Source organism: Pseudomonas sp. TH39(2020) (genome assembly GCF_016650715.1).
In the GTDB taxonomy this organism is placed as follows: domain Bacteria; phylum Pseudomonadota; class Gammaproteobacteria; order Pseudomonadales; family Pseudomonadaceae; genus Aquipseudomonas; species Aquipseudomonas mandelii_C.
The window spans coordinates 1,948,076-1,965,600 of record NZ_JAEKFF010000006.1 but is presented as its reverse complement, the minus strand read 5'-3'; the positions used below and the strand labels follow the sequence as shown (position 1 = coordinate 1,965,600).

Sequence of the window (17,525 nt, the reverse complement as noted above, 5' to 3'; positions counted from 1 at the left end):
AGGTAGGCAATTACGGTAGGAAAAGACCGGTACAGCAGTACAGTTTTGTTCAGGATTTTGTTCGGCAACAGCGAGCTGACGAAACTGTGTTTGCGTCAGCTGCTATCTGTACCAATTACACCGCCAGCATGCGCCCCGTTTCTTCCAGGTTGATGTGCCAGCTCAGGGCATCGCGCAGGATGTGCGGTGTGTGACCGCCGAGAGCACAAGCGGCTGTGAAGTAGTCATCCAGGGCTTGGCGATAGTCCGGATGCACGCAGTTGTCGATGATGACCCGAGCGCGCTCTCGCGGCGCCAGGCCACGCAAATCCGCCAGACCGATCTCAGTGACAAGGATGTCGACGTCATGCTCAGTGTGATCAACGTGGCTGACCATCGGCACCACACTGGAAATTGCGCCGCCCTTGGCGATCGACTTGGTCACGAAGACCGCCAAATGCGCATTGCGCGCAAAGTCGCCCGAGCCGCCGATACCGTTCATCATCCGCGTGCCGCAGATGTGGGTGGAGTTGACGTTGCCGTACAAGTCGAACTCAAGTGCCGTGTTGATGCCGATGATGCCGAGCCGGCGCACCACTTCCGGGTGGTTGGAAATTTCTTGCGGGCGCAGGACCAGTTTGTCCTTATAGCGCTCAAGGTTGCCGAAAACATCGGTATTGCGACGGCTCGACAAGGTGATTGAACTGCCTGAAGCAAAGCTCAGCTTGCCGGCGTCGATCAGGTCGAAGGTCGAGTCCTGAAGCACCTCGGAGTACATCGTCAGGTCTTCGAACGGCGAGTCGATCAGCCCGCACATCACCGAGTTGGCGATGCTGCCAATCCCGGCCTGCAGCGGGCCGAGCTTGTTGGTCATGCGCCCGGCAGCCACTTCCTGCTTGAAGAAGTCGATCAGGTGGTCGGCAATGGCCTGGGTGTCAACGTCCGGCGGCAGCACGGTGGACGGCGAGTCAGACTGATTGGTGATCACGATAGCGACGATCTTCTCCGGCGGAATCGGGATGGCAGTGCTGCCAATGCGATCGTCGACTTTTACCAGCGGGATCGGCGTGCGCGTCGGCCGATAGGTCGGGATATAGATGTCGTGCAGGCCTTCGAGATTCGGGTTGTGCGCGAGGTTGATCTCGACGATCACGTGTTTGGCGAAGATCGCGAAACTGGCTGAGTTGCCCACCGAAGTGGTCGGCACGATGTGGCCTTGCTCGGTGATCGCCACGGCTTCAATCACGGCGATGTCCGGCAGCTTGAGTTGCTGGTTGCGCAACAGCTCCACGGTTTCTGACAGATGCTGGTCGATGAACATGACTTCGCCAGCGTTGATCGCCTTGCGCAGGGTGCTGTCGACCTGGAACGGCATGCGCCGCGACAGTACGCCAGCTTCGGTGAGCTGTTTATCGAGGTCGTTGCCCAGGCTCGCGCCGGTCATCAGGGTGATTTTCAGCGGGGTGATTTTGGCGCGTTCGGCCAATGCGTGAGGCACGGCTTTGGCTTCGCCGGCGCGGGTAAAACCGCTCATGCCGACGGTCATGCCGTCCTCAATCAGAGCAGCAGCGTCAGCGGCGCTCATCACCTTATCCAACAACGAAGGCAAGCGAATACGATCACGGTACATGGATTGTTATCTCGGGCAACGAAAGCAAGGTGTGCAGTTTAGTGATTTCAAAAAAATTCCTCCCGCTACCATGGTCGAATGCAGAGCCCCGATTTAGAGCCTTTGGTCGGTTTTTAGCGGGCAATAAAAAACCCCAGCCTACTAAAGGCTGAGGTTTTGGGTATTGCGCTGGAGCAGGTTTTACTCGACGGCTTTGACCATGTCTTCGATGACTTTCTTGGCGTCGCCGAAGACCATCATGGTTTTGTCGAGGTAGAACAGCTCGTTGTCCAGACCGGCATAGCCGCTGGCCATCGAGCGCTTGTTGACGATCACAGTCTTGGCTTTATAGGCCTCGAGGATCGGCATGCCGGCAATCGGCGATTTCGGATCGTTCTTCGCTGCCGGGTTGACCACGTCGTTGGCGCCGAGCACCAGCACCACGTCGGTCTGACCGAACTCGGAGTTGATGTCATCCATCTCGAATACCTGCTCGTAAGGCACTTCGGCCTCGGCCAGCAGGACGTTCATATGGCCAGGCATCCGACCGGCGACCGGGTGGATCGCAAACTTCACGGTGACTCCCCGGTGGGTCAGCTTCTCCGCCAGTTCCATCAGCGAGTGTTGGGCGCGTGCCACCGCCAGACCATAACCCGGAACGATGATCACGGTGTCGGCGTTGGTCAGCAGGAAGGTCGCATCGTCAGCCGAGCCGGATTTCACCGGGCGAGCTTCTTTCGAGCCCGCCGGGCCAGCCGCATCCGCCGTGTTGCCGAAGCCGCCGAGCAGGACGTTGAAGAACGAACGGTTCATCGCTTTGCACATGATGTACGAGAGGATCGCACCGGACGAGCCCACCAGGGAGCCGGCAATGATCAGCATCGAGTTGTTCAGCGAGAAGCCGATACCTGCCGCTGCCCAGCCCGAGTAGCTGTTGAGCATCGACACCACCACCGGCATGTCGGCGCCGCCGATCGGGATGATGATCAGCACACCCATCACGAAGGCCAGGGCCAGCATGAGGGCAAAAGCACCGAGGTTGCCAGTCAGCATGAAGGTGATGCCCAGGCCGAGCGTGGCCAAGCCCAACAGCAGATTCAGCTTGTGTTGGCCGCCGAACTGTACCGGTGCGCCCTGGAACAGGCGGAACTTGTACTTGCCCGACAGCTTGCCGAAGGCGATCACCGAACCGGAGAAGGTGATTGCACCGATGGCCGCACCGAGGAACAGCTCCAGACGGTTACCGGCAGGAATGGAGTCACCCAGTTGCTTGACGATACCCAGCGATTGCGGTTCAACGACAGCAGCGATGGCAATGAACACCGCGGCCATACCGATCATGCTGTGCATGAAGGCGACGAGTTCCGGCATTTTGGTCATTTCAACGCGCTTAGCCATGATCGACCCGGCGGTACCGCCGACCAACAGACCTACGATGACGTAACCGATGCCGGCGGTGGCCCCGCCTTGCGCAAAAGAGAGCGCGCTCAGCTTATAGATGAGGCCAATGGTGGTGACGATCGCCAATGCCATGCCGAGCATGCCGTACACATTGCCGCGGCGGGAGGTCGTCGGGTGCGACAGGCCTTTGAGGGCCTGGATGAAGCAGATCGACGCGATCAAGTAGAGCGTCGTGACGAGATTCATGCTCATTACTTGGACGCCTCTTCTTTTACTGCTTTCGGGGCTTTTTTCTTGAACATCTCAAGCATCCTGCGGGTCACCAGGAAGCCACCAAATACGTTCACCGCTGCCAGAGCTACCGCTAGGGTGCCCATGGTTTTGCCCAGTGGCGTCACGGTCAGCGCCGCTGCCAGCATGGCGCCGACGATCACGATCGCCGAGATCGCGTTGGTCACCGCCATCAAAGGCGTGTGCAGTGCAGGTGTAACGTTCCAGACCACGTGATAACCGACATAAATCGCCAGCACGAAGATGATCAGGTTGTAGATACCGGGGGAGATAAGCTCTTCCATCGTCTGAATCCCTGCTTAGGCGTTTTTGCGGATGACTTGGCCGTCGCGGCACATCAGGCACGCGGCGACGATGTCGTCTTCGAGGTTGATCTCGAACTGGCCTTCTTTGTTGAAGACCAGCTTCAGGAAGTCCAGCAGGTTGCGCGCGTAAAGCGCCGAGGCGTCTGCCGCGACTGCGCCGGCCAGGTTGGTCGGGCCGCAAATGGTCACGCCATTCTCGACGACGACCTGGTCAGCCACGGTCAGCGGGCAGTTGCCGCCCTGGGCTGCGGCTAGGTCGATGACCACCGAGCCCGGCTTCATCTGCGCAACGGTTTCCGCGCTCAACAACGTCGGCGCCTTACGGCCCGGGATCAGTGCCGTGGTGATGACAATGTCAGCCTGTTTGGCGCGTTCGTGCACAGCCAGGGCCTGCCGTTGCATCCAGCTGGCGGGCATTGGACGCGCGTAACCGCCGACACCGACGGCGCATTCGCGCTCTTCATCGGTCTCATAAGGCACGTCGACGAACTTGGCGCCGAGGGATTCGATCTGCTCTTTTACCGCAGGACGTACATCAGACGCTTCGATCACTGCACCCAAACGTTTCGCCGTAGCGATCGCCTGCAAACCAGCCACGCCAGCGCCGAGAATCAGCACGCGCGCCGCTTTCACGGTACCCGCAGCAGTCATCAGCATCGGCATGAAGCGAGGATAGTGGTGAGCGGCCAGCAACACGGCTTTATAGCCGGCTATGTTGGCTTGGGAGGACAGCACATCCAGGCTCTGAGCGCGGGAGGTGCGCGGCGCGGCCTCCAGTGCGAAAGCGGTAATGCCGCACTCAGCCAGCTTGGCAATGGTTTCATTACTGAACGGGTTGAGCATGCCCACCACAACGGTGCCGCTTTTTATCAGCGGCAGTTCGCTGTCGCTGGGGGCGACCACCTTGAGAATCAGCTCGGCACCAAACGCATCGTTGGCGCTGCCAATAATCGCGCCTGCCGCTTCATAGGCACTGTCGACAACGCTGGCGTTAATACCGGCGCCGCTTTGCACAGTGACCTTATGACCCTGGCCGATCAGCTTCTTGATGGTTTCCGGGGTTGCAGCAACCCGTGTTTCACCCGTCTGGGTTTCGAGAGGAACACCAATGTGCACGTCAAATCTCCTGCGTGATCTTATTGAGTAAACCCAGGCACTTCGGATGGTGCGGCTGGGGCGGCCGATCAGCACGATCCCGCCAAATCAGGGCGGGGCGCGGCATTTTGCAGGCGAACTTAGTGCCCTTCAAGGGTTTATGACGGGTGACGGAAAATTAACTACAAGTCACCCCGTGACCGAATGTCGCAACTGACCGGTTCAATCCCTTGCAGGCCGTGACTTGTAAGGATTCTTGTAAAAATTGAAGAATTTGCGCATCGGTCAGGTGAATGAGTTGTTATTGCTCCGCAATAGAGGCTCAAGGCCACGTTTTCAGGCTCTTGTGGGACGTTTGTACTGCTTGTCGGTACAGTCTTCGAATATGCGACAAATACTTATATCTGTAGTGCATTGATTTTGCTGACTACGGGGTCAGCTAATAACGTGGAGCCTTTATCCTTCTAGGCTGTAGCTCTGTGCCTGATTGACCAGCCAATCGCGAAATGCCCTTAAAGAGGCCGATTCGACCTTCCGCTCGGGAATCATCAAGTAATACGCCTTGATGCTTGATAACGCCTGGGCGTTGGCAATGACCAGGCGCTTCTCGGCCAGTTCACGTTGAATCAGGAACGGTGGAATCAACGCTATTCCCATATCGTGCATGGCCGCTTGGGCAAGCATGGAGAATAGCTCGTAGCGCGGCCCTGTCATGTCTCGCGGGATATTTAGGTTTTGAGAGTTGAACCACTGGCGCCAGGCATAAGGGCGAGTGGTCTGCTGCAACAGGGGTAATTCGGCGATGTCGCCGGGAGACAGGGTTGTCTTTTTCCCCATGAGATTGGGGCTGCACACCGGCATCGGATTTTCGCCCATCAGCCTGTGGGATTCGGTACCCGACCAGTCTGCGTCGCCAAAATAGATCGCGGCATCGAAGTCGGTGTCGGCAAACAGGAAGGGCCGAGTTCGGTTGGTGAGGTTGACCGTCACTTCCGGGTGCTTTTGCTGGAAATCCTTGAGTCGAGGCAACAGCCATTGAGTGCCAAAGGTAGGAACCACCGCCAGCTCAATCACGTTTGCACCTTGCTGGCCCATCACTGACAAGGTATCCCGTTCAACAGCATCGAGTTGGGTGGCCACCCGGCGGCTGTAAGAAAGACCGGCCTCCGTCAGCTTGACCCCACGTCGCGAGCGACGGAACAGTTCTACGCTGAGGAACTCCTCAAGGCTGGCGATCTGTCGGCAAATTGCGCCTTGAGTGAGCGAAAGCTCCTGAGCTGCCTTGGTAAAACTTTCGTGGCGAGCTGCCGCTTCAAAGCTGATCAGGGCCGTTGTGCTGGGGATTTTCCTGCGCATGTACGTCAACCTCACTAATACATCGCATAAAAGCTAATTTGCGATGTTTCGGAGTGAGAAATTAGCACAACAGTATGCAAAATCCTCGTTTGCCGTAACGCCGAACCCGGCCTAGGATCAGCTCACGTTATTTGACCCGATTCGAGAGGACACACTCATGGGCGGTAAAGCTAGCTTCAACTGGATCGATCCCCTGCTGCTGGATCAACAGCTCACCGAAGAAGAACGCATGATCCGCGACACTGCTGAGCAATTCGCTCAGCAAAAGCTCGCGCCGCGTGTTCTCGAAGCTTTCCGTCATGAAAAGACCGACCCGGCGATCTTCCGCGAGATGGGCGAAATAGGTCTGTTGGGCGCGACTATCCCTGAGCAGTATGGTGGAAGCGGCCTGAACTACGTCAGCTACGGCCTGATCGCCCGTGAAGTCGAGCGTGTCGACTCCGGCTACCGCTCGATGATGAGTGTGCAGTCCTCGCTGGTCATGGTGCCGATCAATGAATTCGGTACCGAAGCCCAGAAGCAGAAGTACCTGCCGAAACTGGCTTCAGGCGAATGGATTGGTTGCTTCGGTCTGACCGAACCTAACCACGGTTCCGACCCAGGCGCGATGATTACTCGTGCGCGCAAAGTGGAAGGCGGCTACAGCCTGACCGGCAACAAGATGTGGATCACCAACAGCCCGATCGCTGATGTGTTCGTGGTCTGGGGCAAGGACGACGCCGGCGATATCCGCGGCTTCGTTCTGGAGAAAGGCTGGAAGGGCCTGAGTGCTCCTGCGATTCACGGCAAGGTTGGTCTGCGCGCATCCATCACCGGCGAAATCGTCATGGACAACGTGTTTGTCCCTGAAGAGAACATCTTCCCGGATGTCCGTGGCTTGAAAGGCCCTTTTACTTGCCTCAACTCGGCACGTTACGGCATTTCCTGGGGCGCGCTGGGCGCGGCTGAGTTTTGCTGGCACACCGCTCGCCAATACACCCTGGATCGTCAGCAGTTCGGCCGCCCGTTGGCTGCTACTCAGCTGATCCAGAAGAAGCTGGCCGACATGCAGACAGAAATCACCATGGCGTTGCAAGGCTGCCTGCGTCTGGGTCGTATGAAGGATGAAGGTACTGCAGCGGTCGAAATCACTTCGATGATGAAGCGCAACTCCTGCGGCAAGTCCCTGGACATTGCTCGCATGGCGCGCGACATGTTGGGTGGTAACGGTATTTCCGATGAGTTCGGTGTCGCTCGCCACTTGGTCAACCTGGAAGTGGTGAATACCTATGAAGGTACGCATGACGTCCACGCACTGATCCTCGGTCGTGCGCAAACTGGCATCCAGGCGTTCTATTAATAGGAGAACGGCCATGGGCGCGCTTTCGCATCTACGAGTACTGGATTTGTCGCGGGTACTGGCCGGGCCTTGGGCCGGGCAGATCCTTGCCGACCTTGGCGCCGAAGTGATCAAGGTCGAGCGCCCGGGTAATGGCGATGACACGCGCGCCTGGGGGCCTCCTTTCCTTAAAGACGCTTATGGCGAGAACACTAGCGAGGCCGCCTATTACTTGTCGGCCAATCGCAACAAGCAATCGGTCACCATCGACTTCACCCGGCCTGAAGGGCAGAAGCTGGTGCGTGATCTGGCGGCGAAGTCGGACATCCTAATCGAGAATTTCAAGGTCGGTGGGCTGGCGGCATATGGTTTGGACTATGAGTCTCTAAAGGCGATCAATCCGAATCTGATCTATTGCTCGATTACCGGGTTTGGCCAGACAGGCCCTTACGCCAAGCGCGCGGGTTATGACTTCATGATCCAGGGGCTGGGCGGTCTGATGAGTCTGACGGGGCGACCCGAAGGGGATGAGGGTGCCGGGCCGGTGAAAGTCGGCGTGGCGCTGACGGACATTTTGACCGGTCTCTATTCGACCGTGGCGATCCTTGCAGCGCTTGCGCATCGGGATCATGACGGTGGCGGTCAGCATATTGATATGGCGCTGTTGGATGTTCAGGTGGCTTGTCTGGCTAACCAGGCAATGAATTACCTGACTACGGGCAATGCTCCGAAGCGCCTGGGTAATGCTCATCCGAATATCGTGCCTTATCAGGACTTTCCTACGGCGGATGGAGACTTCATCCTCACCGTGGGTAATGACGGGCAGTTTCGCAAGTTTGCTGAAGTGGCTGGTCAACCGCAGTGGGCGGATGATCCACGCTTTGCGACCAACAAGTTGCGGGTGGCGAATCGTGCGGTGTTGATTCCGCTTATTCGCCAGGAGACTGTGTTCAAGACGACTGCTGAGTGGGTGCTGCAGTTGGAGCAAGCAGGTGTGCCGTGCGGGCCGATCAATGATCTGGCTCAGATGTTTGCGGATCCTCAGGTTAAGGCGCGCGGGTTGGCGATCGAGCTGCCCCATGTTCTGGCCGGGATGGTGCCGCAAGTGGCGAGTCCGATTCGTCTGTCCGAAACGCCTGTGGAGTATCGCAATGCGCCTCCTTTATTAGGGGAGCATACGCTGGAGGTTCTGCAGCGGGTGTTGGGTCTGGATGCTGGTGCTGTGGTGGCATTCAAAGAGGCCGGGGTGCTCTGAGGATTCCTTCTATATAGGGGAGTGGTTTTACTCTCCTATGATAGAGAGGAAGCGGGCTGTTTTCCGGTGTTCGGCAAGTGTTTGATAGAAAAGCGCAATTAAGGGTTGACGGCAGATTCTGGAAGTCTATAATTCGCCCCACTTCCGGCGCAGTCGAAACGGAAAACTCCTTGGTAAACAATGAGTTACGCAGTTTTAGACAGCGAGTTGCTTCAGGTCATCGAAGCCCAGAAGGAGTTGAAAGAGTGAGGTTGTTTGGCTCTTTTAACGATTCGATCTTCTCGGTCGAAAGCGGTGTAAAAGAGGTGTTGACAGCAGCGAGTAACGCTGTAGAATTCGCCTCCCGCTAACGAGAGATCGGAAGCGCAAGTGGTTGAAGTTGCAAAGGAAACTTTGAAAGCTTCGAAAAATAACCGCTTGACAGCAACAGAGGCTGCTGTAGAATGCGCGCCTCGGTTGAGACGAAAGATCTTAACCAACCGCTCTTTAACAACTGAATCAAGCAATTCGTGTGGGTGCTTGTGGAGTCAGACTGATAGTCAACAAGATTATCAGCATCACAAGTTACTCCGCGAGAAATCAAAGATGTAACCAACGATTGCTGAGCCAAGTTTAGGGTTTCTTAAAAACCCAAAGATGTTTGAACTGAAGAGTTTGATCATGGCTCAGATTGAACGCTGGCGGCAGGCCTAACACATGCAAGTCGAGCGGTAGAGAGAAGCTTGCTTCTCTTGAGAGCGGCGGACGGGTGAGTAATGCCTAGGAATCTGCCTGGTAGTGGGGGATAACGCTCGGAAACGGACGCTAATACCGCATACGTCCTACGGGAGAAAGCAGGGGACCTTCGGGCCTTGCGCTATCAGATGAGCCTAGGTCGGATTAGCTAGTTGGTGAGGTAATGGCTCACCAAGGCAACGATCCGTAACTGGTCTGAGAGGATGATCAGTCACACTGGAACTGAGACACGGTCCAGACTCCTACGGGAGGCAGCAGTGGGGAATATTGGACAATGGGCGAAAGCCTGATCCAGCCATGCCGCGTGTGTGAAGAAGGTCTTCGGATTGTAAAGCACTTTAAGTTGGGAGGAAGGGCATTAACCTAATACGTTGGTGTCTTGACGTTACCGACAGAATAAGCACCGGCTAACTCTGTGCCAGCAGCCGCGGTAATACAGAGGGTGCAAGCGTTAATCGGAATTACTGGGCGTAAAGCGCGCGTAGGTGGTTTGTTAAGTTGGATGTGAAATCCCCGGGCTCAACCTGGGAACTGCATTCAAAACTGACAAGCTAGAGTATGGTAGAGGGTGGTGGAATTTCCTGTGTAGCGGTGAAATGCGTAGATATAGGAAGGAACACCAGTGGCGAAGGCGACCACCTGGACTGATACTGACACTGAGGTGCGAAAGCGTGGGGAGCAAACAGGATTAGATACCCTGGTAGTCCACGCCGTAAACGATGTCAACTAGCCGTTGGGAGCCTTGAGCTCTTAGTGGCGCAGCTAACGCATTAAGTTGACCGCCTGGGGAGTACGGCCGCAAGGTTAAAACTCAAATGAATTGACGGGGGCCCGCACAAGCGGTGGAGCATGTGGTTTAATTCGAAGCAACGCGAAGAACCTTACCAGGCCTTGACATCCAATGAACTTTCCAGAGATGGATTGGTGCCTTCGGGAACATTGAGACAGGTGCTGCATGGCTGTCGTCAGCTCGTGTCGTGAGATGTTGGGTTAAGTCCCGTAACGAGCGCAACCCTTGTCCTTAGTTACCAGCACGTAATGGTGGGCACTCTAAGGAGACTGCCGGTGACAAACCGGAGGAAGGTGGGGATGACGTCAAGTCATCATGGCCCTTACGGCCTGGGCTACACACGTGCTACAATGGTCGGTACAGAGGGTTGCCAAGCCGCGAGGTGGAGCTAATCCCAGAAAACCGATCGTAGTCCGGATCGCAGTCTGCAACTCGACTGCGTGAAGTCGGAATCGCTAGTAATCGCGAATCAGAATGTCGCGGTGAATACGTTCCCGGGCCTTGTACACACCGCCCGTCACACCATGGGAGTGGGTTGCACCAGAAGTAGCTAGTCTAACCTTCGGGAGGACGGTTACCACGGTGTGATTCATGACTGGGGTGAAGTCGTAACAAGGTAGCCGTAGGGGAACCTGCGGCTGGATCACCTCCTTAATCGACGACATCAGCTGCTCCATAAGCTCCCACACGAATTGCTTGATTCATTGAAGAAGACGATAAGAAGCAGCCCGAAATTGGGTCTGTAGCTCAGTTGGTTAGAGCGCACCCCTGATAAGGGTGAGGTCGGCAGTTCGAATCTGCCCAGACCCACCAATTTTGTGTGGGAACCTGTAGAGATACGGGGCCATAGCTCAGCTGGGAGAGCGCCTGCCTTGCACGCAGGAGGTCAACGGTTCGATCCCGTTTGGCTCCACCACTACTGCTTCTGTTTGTTGAAAGCTTAGAAATGAGCATTCCATTGTGATGATGGTGAATGTTGATTTCTAGTCTTTGGATTAGATCGTTCTTTAAAAATTTGGGTATGTGATAGAAAGATAGACTGGACGTTACTTTCACTGGTAACGGATCAGGCTAAGGTAAAATTTGTGAGTTGCTCTTTGTGAGCAAGAATCGAATTTTCGGCGAATGTCGTCTTCACAGTATAACCAGATTGCTTGGGGTTATATGGTCAAGTGAAGAAGCGCATACGGTGGATGCCTTGGCAGTCAGAGGCGATGAAAGACGTGGTAGCCTGCGAAAAGCTTCGGGGAGTCGGCAAACAGACTTTGATCCGGAGATGTCTGAATGGGGGAACCCAGCCATCATAAGATGGTTATCTTAAGCTGAATACATAGGCTTAAGAGGCGAACCAGGGGAACTGAAACATCTAAGTACCCTGAGGAAAAGAAATCAACCGAGATTCCCTTAGTAGTGGCGAGCGAACGGGGACTAGCCCTTAAGTGGCTTTGAGATTAGCGGAACGTTCTGGAAAGTACGGCCATAGTGGGTGATAGCCCTGTACGCGAAAATCTCTTAGTCATGAAATCGAGTAGGACGGAGCACGAGAAACTTTGTCTGAATATGGGGGGACCATCCTCCAAGGCTAAATACTACTGACTGACCGATAGTGAACTAGTACCGTGAGGGAAAGGCGAAAAGAACCCCGGAGAGGGGAGTGAAATAGATCCTGAAACCGTATGCGTACAAGCAGTGGGAGCCCACTTTGTTGGGTGACTGCGTACCTTTTGTATAATGGGTCAGCGACTTATTTTCAGTGGCGAGCTTAACCGAATAGGGGAGGCGTAGCGAAAGCGAGTCTTAATAGGGCGTCTAGTCGCTGGGAATAGACCCGAAACCGGGCGATCTATCCATGGGCAGGTTGAAGGTTGGGTAACACTAACTGGAGGACCGAACCGACTACCGTTGAAAAGTTAGCGGATGACCTGTGGATCGGAGTGAAAGGCTAATCAAGCTCGGAGATAGCTGGTTCTCCTCGAAAGCTATTTAGGTAGCGCCTCATGTATCACTGTAGGGGGTAGAGCACTGTTTCGGCTAGGGGGTCATCCCGACTTACCAAACCGATGCAAACTCCGAATACCTACAAGTGCCGAGCATGGGAGACACACGGCGGGTGCTAACGTCCGTCGTGAAAAGGGAAACAACCCAGACCGTCAGCTAAGGTCCCAAAGTTATGGTTAAGTGGGAAACGATGTGGGAAGGCTTAGACAGCTAGGAGGTTGGCTTAGAAGCAGCCACCCTTTAAAGAAAGCGTAATAGCTCACTAGTCGAGTCGGCCTGCGCGGAAGATGTAACGGGGCTCAAACCATACACCGAAGCTACGGGTATCACTTAGGTGATGCGGTAGAGGAGCGTTCTGTAAGCCTGTGAAGGTGAGTTGAGAAGCTTGCTGGAGGTATCAGAAGTGCGAATGCTGACATGAGTAACGACAATGGGTGTGAAAAACACCCACGCCGAAAGACCAAGGTTTCCTGCGCAACGTTAATCGACGCAGGGTTAGTCGGTCCCTAAGGCGAGGCTGAAAAGCGTAGTCGATGGAAAACAGGTTAATATTCCTGTACTTCTGGTTATTGCGATGGAGGGACGGAGAAGGCTAGGCCAGCTTGGCGTTGGTTGTCCAAGTTTAAGGTGGTAGGCTGGAATCTTAGGTAAATCCGGGATTCTAAGGCCGAGAGCTGATGACGAGTGTTCTTTTAGAACACGAAGTGGTTGATGCCATGCTTCCAAGAAAAGCTTCTAAGCTTCAGGTAACCAGGAACCGTACCCCAAACCGACACAGGTGGTTGGGTAGAGAATACCAAGGCGCTTGAGAGAACTCGGGTGAAGGAACTAGGCAAAATGGCACCGTAACTTCGGGAGAAGGTGCGCCGGTGAGGGTGAAGCATTTACTGCGTAAGCCCATGCCGGTCGAAGATACCAGGCCGCTGCGACTGTTTATTAAAAACACAGCACTCTGCAAACACGAAAGTGGACGTATAGGGTGTGACGCCTGCCCGGTGCCGGAAGGTTAATTGATGGGGTTAGCTAACGCGAAGCTCTTGATCGAAGCCCCGGTAAACGGCGGCCGTAACTATAACGGTCCTAAGGTAGCGAAATTCCTTGTCGGGTAAGTTCCGACCTGCACGAATGGCGTAACGATGGCGGCGCTGTCTCCACCCGAGACTCAGTGAAATTGAAATCGCTGTGAAGATGCAGTGTATCCGCGGCTAGACGGAAAGACCCCGTGAACCTTTACTATAGCTTTGCACTGGACTTTGAATTTGCTTGTGTAGGATAGGTGGGAGGCTTTGAAGCGTGGACGCCAGTTCGCGTGGAGCCAACCTTGAAATACCACCCTGGCAACTTTGAGGTTCTAACTCAGGTCCGTTATCCGGATCGAGGACAGTGTATGGTGGGTAGTTTGACTGGGGCGGTCTCCTCCTAAAGAGTAACGGAGGAGTACGAAGGTGCGCTCAGACCGGTCGGAAATCGGTCGTAGAGTATAAAGGCAAAAGCGCGCTTGACTGCGAGACAGACACGTCGAGCAGGTACGAAAGTAGGTCTTAGTGATCCGGTGGTTCTGTATGGAAGGGCCATCGCTCAACGGATAAAAGGTACTCCGGGGATAACAGGCTGATACCGCCCAAGAGTTCATATCGACGGCGGTGTTTGGCACCTCGATGTCGGCTCATCACATCCTGGGGCTGAAGCCGGTCCCAAGGGTATGGCTGTTCGCCATTTAAAGTGGTACGCAGAGCTGGGTTTAGAACGTCGTGAGACAGTTCGGTCCCTATCTGCCGTGGACGTTTGAGATTTGAGAGGGGCTGCTCCTAGTACGAGAGGACCGGAGTGGACGAACCTCTGGTGTTCCGGTTGTCACGCCAGTGGCATTGCCGGGTAGCTATGTTCGGAATAGATAACCGCTGAAAGCATCTAAGCGGGAAACTAGCCTCAAGATGAGATCTCACTGGGACCTTGAGTCCCCTGAAGGGCCGTCGAAGACTACGACGTTGATAGGTTGGGTGTGTAAGCGCTGTGAGGCGTTGAGCTAACCAATACTAATTGCCCGTGAGGCTTGACCATATAACACCCAAGCAATTTGCTGACCTGAGAAGGCACCAGATTGCGGTGTGTGAAGACGACACAAGTCGAAAATTCGAAACGAAACACACAAATCTATCGCATACCCATTCGCTGGAGCGTGAACCTGAAAAGGCCCACGACCTGGCTACCGAATTTCTTGACGACCATAGAGCATTGGAACCACCTGATCCCATCCCGAACTCAGCAGTGAAACGATGCATCGCCGATGGTAGTGTGGGGTTTCCCCATGTGAGAGTAGGTCATCGTCAAGATTAAATTCCGAAACCCCTATCTGCGTATGCAGGTAGGGGTTTTGTTTTAGTAGAAGTCACCAATTTTGCTGGCACGTTACGGTGTAACGGGCTGGTTACAGAATTTCTTGACGACCATAGAGCATTGGAACCACCTGATCCCATCCCGAACTCAGCAGTGAAACGATGCATCGCCGATGGTAGTGTGGGGTTTCCCCATGTGAGAGTAGGTCATCGTCAAGATTGAATTCCGAAACCCCTGTCTGCTAACGCAGACAGGGGTTTTGTCGTTTTGGAGCAGGAAACGCTTCAAGCGATAATCTACTCGGCAGCCACGGGAATGAAACCTGTTCAACCTGTCTAGTATGCCGTTCGGCGGGAATCTGGTTTGAATACCAGACAATTCAAACAACCCCCTAAGATTTCTCCTCTCTGTGCCGAAAGACTGGTGAGACATGCGCACCAAAGTAGAGCGACCTCAGAAAGTCGTCTGTGCTGTTACATGGAATGTTGCAACCCGGAACGCATCCCCACTTTTTGCATAAGAAGTCCCATGAAATGAATCTCAAATTCAGCCATAAAATCCTTCTGGCCGCCTCCGGCGTCGTGGTGCTGGCTTTTGCGTTGTTCACTTTGTACAACGACTATCTGCAGCGAAACACCATCCGTCAAAACCTCGAATCAAGCGTCCAGCAGGCCGGTGACTTGACCGCCAGCAGCGTGCAGAACTGGGTGAGCGGCCGCGTGCTGGTGCTGGAAAACCTCGCGCAAAACGTCGCCCACCAAGGCGCCAATGCCGACCTCCCGGGGCTGGTCAATCAACCGGCCCTGACCTCGAACTTCCAGTTCACCTACGTGGGCCAGACCAACGGCGTGTTCACTCAGCGCCCGGACGCGAAGATGCCTGACGGTTACGATCCGCGTCAGCGTCCCTGGTACAAACAGGCCGTAGCTGCCGACAAGATCATGCTGACCCCGCCTTACATGGCCGCCGTCGGTGGCCTGGTGGTCACCATCGCCCTGCCGGTGAAAAAGAACGGCGAGTTGCTCGGCGTGGCCGGTGGTGACCTGAGCCTGGAAACGCTGGTGAAGATCATTAACTCGGTGGACTTCGGTGGCATCGGTCACGCATTTCTGGTCAGCGCCGACGGTCAGGTGATCGTCAGCCCCGACAAAGACCAGGTGATGAAAAACCTGAAGGACATCTACCCGAACGCCGGTGTGCGCATCGAGAAGGGCAATCAGGAAGTCACCCTGAACAAGCAGGACCGAATCCTTTCGTTCACCCCGGTCAGCGGTTTGCCCAATGCCGAGTGGTACATCGGTCTGTCGATCGACAAGGACAAGGCCTACGCACCACTCAGCCAGTTCCGCACTTCTGCGCTGATCGCGATGTTCATCGCCGTGACGGCCATTGCCGTTCTGCTGAGCCTGCTGATCAACGTGCTGATGCGTCCACTGACCACCATGGGCCGTGCGATGCGGGACATCGCTCAAGGTGAGGGCGACCTGACCCGACGTCTGGCGGTGGAAAGCAAAGACGAGTTCGGCGAGCTGGGAGGTTCTTTCAATCAGTTCGTGGAACGAATTCACGCGTCGATTTCCGAAGTGTCGTCGGCCACCCGTCAGGTTCACGACCTGTCGCAACGGGTGATGGCTTCGTCCAACGCCTCGATCATCGGCTCCGATGAGCAAAGCGCCCGCACCAACAGTGTGGCCGCGGCGATCAACCAGTTGGGCGCCGCCACCCAGGAAATCGCCCGCAATGCCGCCGATGCTTCCCAGCACGCCAGCGGCGCGTGCGAGCAGGCTGATGATGGTCGTCAGGTGGTGGAGAAAACCATTCTGGCGATGACCGAGTTGTCGCAGAAAATCAGCCTGTCCTGCACGCAGATCGAAACCCTGAACGCCAGCACCGACAACATCGGGCACATTCTGGATGTGATCAAAGGCATCTCCCAGCAGACCAACTTGCTCGCGCTCAACGCGGCCATCGAAGCGGCCCGCGCTGGTGAAGCCGGTCGTGGTTTTGCGGTGGTGGCGGACGAGGTGCGTAACCTCGCTCACCGTACTCAGGAATCGGCGGAGGAGATCCACAAGATGATCACCTCGCTGCAGATCGGTTCTCGTGAAGCGGTGACCACGATGAACGCCAGTCAGGTCTCTAGCGAGCAGAGCGTCGAAGTGGCGAACCAGGCCGGTCTGCGTCTGGTCAGCGTGACCCAGCGCATTGGCGAAATCGACGGCATGAATCAGTCGGTGGCCGCGGCGACCGAAGAACAGACGGCGGTCGTGGAAACCCTCAACGTCGACGTTAACCAGATCAACCTGCTGAACCAGCAGAGCGTGGCCAACCTCAATGAAACGTTGAAGGATTGCGATGCGTTGTCCCTGCAGGCGAACCGGTTGAAGCAGTTGGTCGACAGCTTCAAAATCTGATTCAGGTCAGTTGTACCGCGTTATCGTTCTTCGCGAGCAGGCTCGCTCCCACCTTCGACCGTGTTCCGTCTGAAAAAACTCGGTCAACCTGTGGGAGCGAGCCTGCTCGCGAAAGCGGTGTAACGATCACCGCTGAACCAAAGCCTTACACAAACAATTTCAGCACATTGTTCATCGAGTCATCGGCAAAGCCCTGCACGAAATCCGTGAACCCCGCCAATGCCTCCGCGCCGCCCTGTGCGGGTTCGGCGATGATGGTCCAGGTCGCTCGGGATTTTCCCGTGCCCAGCGGTTCAACACTCATCGCCGCCCACAAATTGGCCACGCCCAATGTGTTGTAAATCGTGGTCCAGGTCATGTTCAGCGCCTGGTCATCCCGGGAGTTGAGTTGCTCGACTACCAGGTTGCCGTCCTTGAAGAATTTCTTGCGCAGGGACGACACGCCTTCGCCGGTCATCTCGATGTGCGACAGCGCCGGAATGAATTGATCGAAGCCGGCAAAGTTGCCGACCACCGCCCAGACCTGCGCGGCATTCGCCGGCACTTCCACTGAAGACACGACGTGGCAGCCTTGAGGGTTTTTGATCAGGGTATCGGGTTGCAGAGTGCTCATGGCCTTGCTCCATTTTTGGGGTTGGGTTG

Annotated in this window: 9 protein-coding genes, 2 tRNA genes and 4 rRNA genes; 9 read left to right on the top strand and 6 right to left on the bottom strand. The window is 55.5% G+C overall.

Features of this window, described 5'->3' with window-relative positions:
- Positions 1-115: 115 nt before the first annotated feature.
- The 5 genes from JFU47_RS16650 to JFU47_RS16630 form a co-directional block, all read right to left on the bottom strand.
- Complete coding sequence (locus tag JFU47_RS16650; RefSeq protein WP_201184416.1) at positions 116-1,609, bottom strand: acetyl-CoA hydrolase/transferase family protein; 1,494 nt, start codon at positions 1,607-1,609, stop codon at positions 116-118.
- A gap of 180 nt (positions 1,610-1,789) precedes the next feature.
- The gene (locus tag JFU47_RS16645) at positions 1,790-3,241 is read right to left on the bottom strand and encodes an NAD(P)(+) transhydrogenase (Re/Si-specific) subunit beta (protein WP_201184414.1); all 1,452 of its coding nucleotides are present in this window, start codon (positions 3,239-3,241) and stop codon (positions 1,790-1,792) included.
- The gene (locus tag JFU47_RS16640; RefSeq protein ID WP_017335806.1) at positions 3,241-3,564 is read right to left on the bottom strand and encodes an NAD(P) transhydrogenase subunit alpha; all 324 of its coding nucleotides are present in this window, start codon (positions 3,562-3,564) and stop codon (positions 3,241-3,243) included. The genes JFU47_RS16645 and JFU47_RS16640 overlap by 1 nt, the downstream gene beginning before the upstream one ends.
- 15 nt (positions 3,565-3,579) lie before the next feature.
- Entirely contained in the window at positions 3,580-4,701 is a 1,122-nt protein-coding gene (locus tag JFU47_RS16635) for a Re/Si-specific NAD(P)(+) transhydrogenase subunit alpha (RefSeq protein ID WP_201184413.1), read from the bottom strand.
- 435 nt (positions 4,702-5,136) lie between these two features.
- Positions 5,137-6,036: a LysR family transcriptional regulator gene (locus JFU47_RS16630; protein ID WP_201184411.1), complete on the bottom strand. Its 900-nt coding sequence runs from the start codon at positions 6,034-6,036 to the stop codon at positions 5,137-5,139.
- Positions 6,037-6,193: 157 nt separating this feature from the next.
- Here JFU47_RS16630 and JFU47_RS16625 point away from each other — a divergent pair, with 157 nt between their 5' ends.
- From JFU47_RS16625 to JFU47_RS16585, 9 genes are all read left to right on the top strand, one after another.
- Positions 6,194-7,375 carry an acyl-CoA dehydrogenase gene (locus JFU47_RS16625; RefSeq protein ID WP_201184410.1) on the top strand — a complete coding sequence of 394 codons (1,182 nt, stop codon included), beginning with the start codon at positions 6,194-6,196 and terminating at the stop codon, positions 7,373-7,375.
- 13 nt (positions 7,376-7,388) lie between these two features.
- Complete coding sequence (locus tag JFU47_RS16620; protein WP_201184408.1) at positions 7,389-8,609, top strand: CaiB/BaiF CoA transferase family protein; 1,221 nt, start codon at positions 7,389-7,391, stop codon at positions 8,607-8,609.
- A 642-nt stretch (positions 8,610-9,251) separates the two neighbouring features.
- A 16S ribosomal RNA gene (locus tag JFU47_RS16615) occupies positions 9,252-10,788 on the top strand.
- Positions 10,789-10,870: 82 nt separating this feature from the next.
- A tRNA-Ile gene (locus JFU47_RS16610) sits at positions 10,871-10,947 on the top strand.
- Between the two features lie 27 nt (positions 10,948-10,974).
- Positions 10,975-11,050, top strand: a tRNA-Ala gene (locus JFU47_RS16605).
- Positions 11,051-11,300: 250 nt separating this feature from the next.
- A 23S ribosomal RNA gene (locus JFU47_RS16600) occupies positions 11,301-14,193 on the top strand.
- Positions 14,194-14,349: 156 nt separating this feature from the next.
- Positions 14,350-14,465, top strand: a 5S ribosomal RNA gene (gene rrf / locus JFU47_RS16595).
- Positions 14,466-14,571: 106 nt separating this feature from the next.
- Positions 14,572-14,687 (top strand): 5S ribosomal RNA (gene rrf / locus JFU47_RS16590).
- The 16S, 23S and 5S rRNA genes sit together here with 2 tRNA genes alongside, the layout of an rRNA operon.
- Positions 14,688-15,002: 315 nt before the next feature.
- Positions 15,003-16,883: a methyl-accepting chemotaxis protein gene (locus tag JFU47_RS16585; RefSeq protein WP_201184407.1), complete on the top strand. Its 1,881-nt coding sequence runs from the start codon at positions 15,003-15,005 to the stop codon at positions 16,881-16,883.
- 145 nt (positions 16,884-17,028) lie between these two features.
- Here the strand turns inward: JFU47_RS16585 and JFU47_RS16580 are convergent, their stop codons facing one another.
- The gene (locus JFU47_RS16580) at positions 17,029-17,496 is read right to left on the bottom strand and encodes an SRPBCC family protein (protein ID WP_201184405.1); all 468 of its coding nucleotides are present in this window, start codon (positions 17,494-17,496) and stop codon (positions 17,029-17,031) included.
- Positions 17,497-17,525 lie beyond the last annotated feature (29 nt).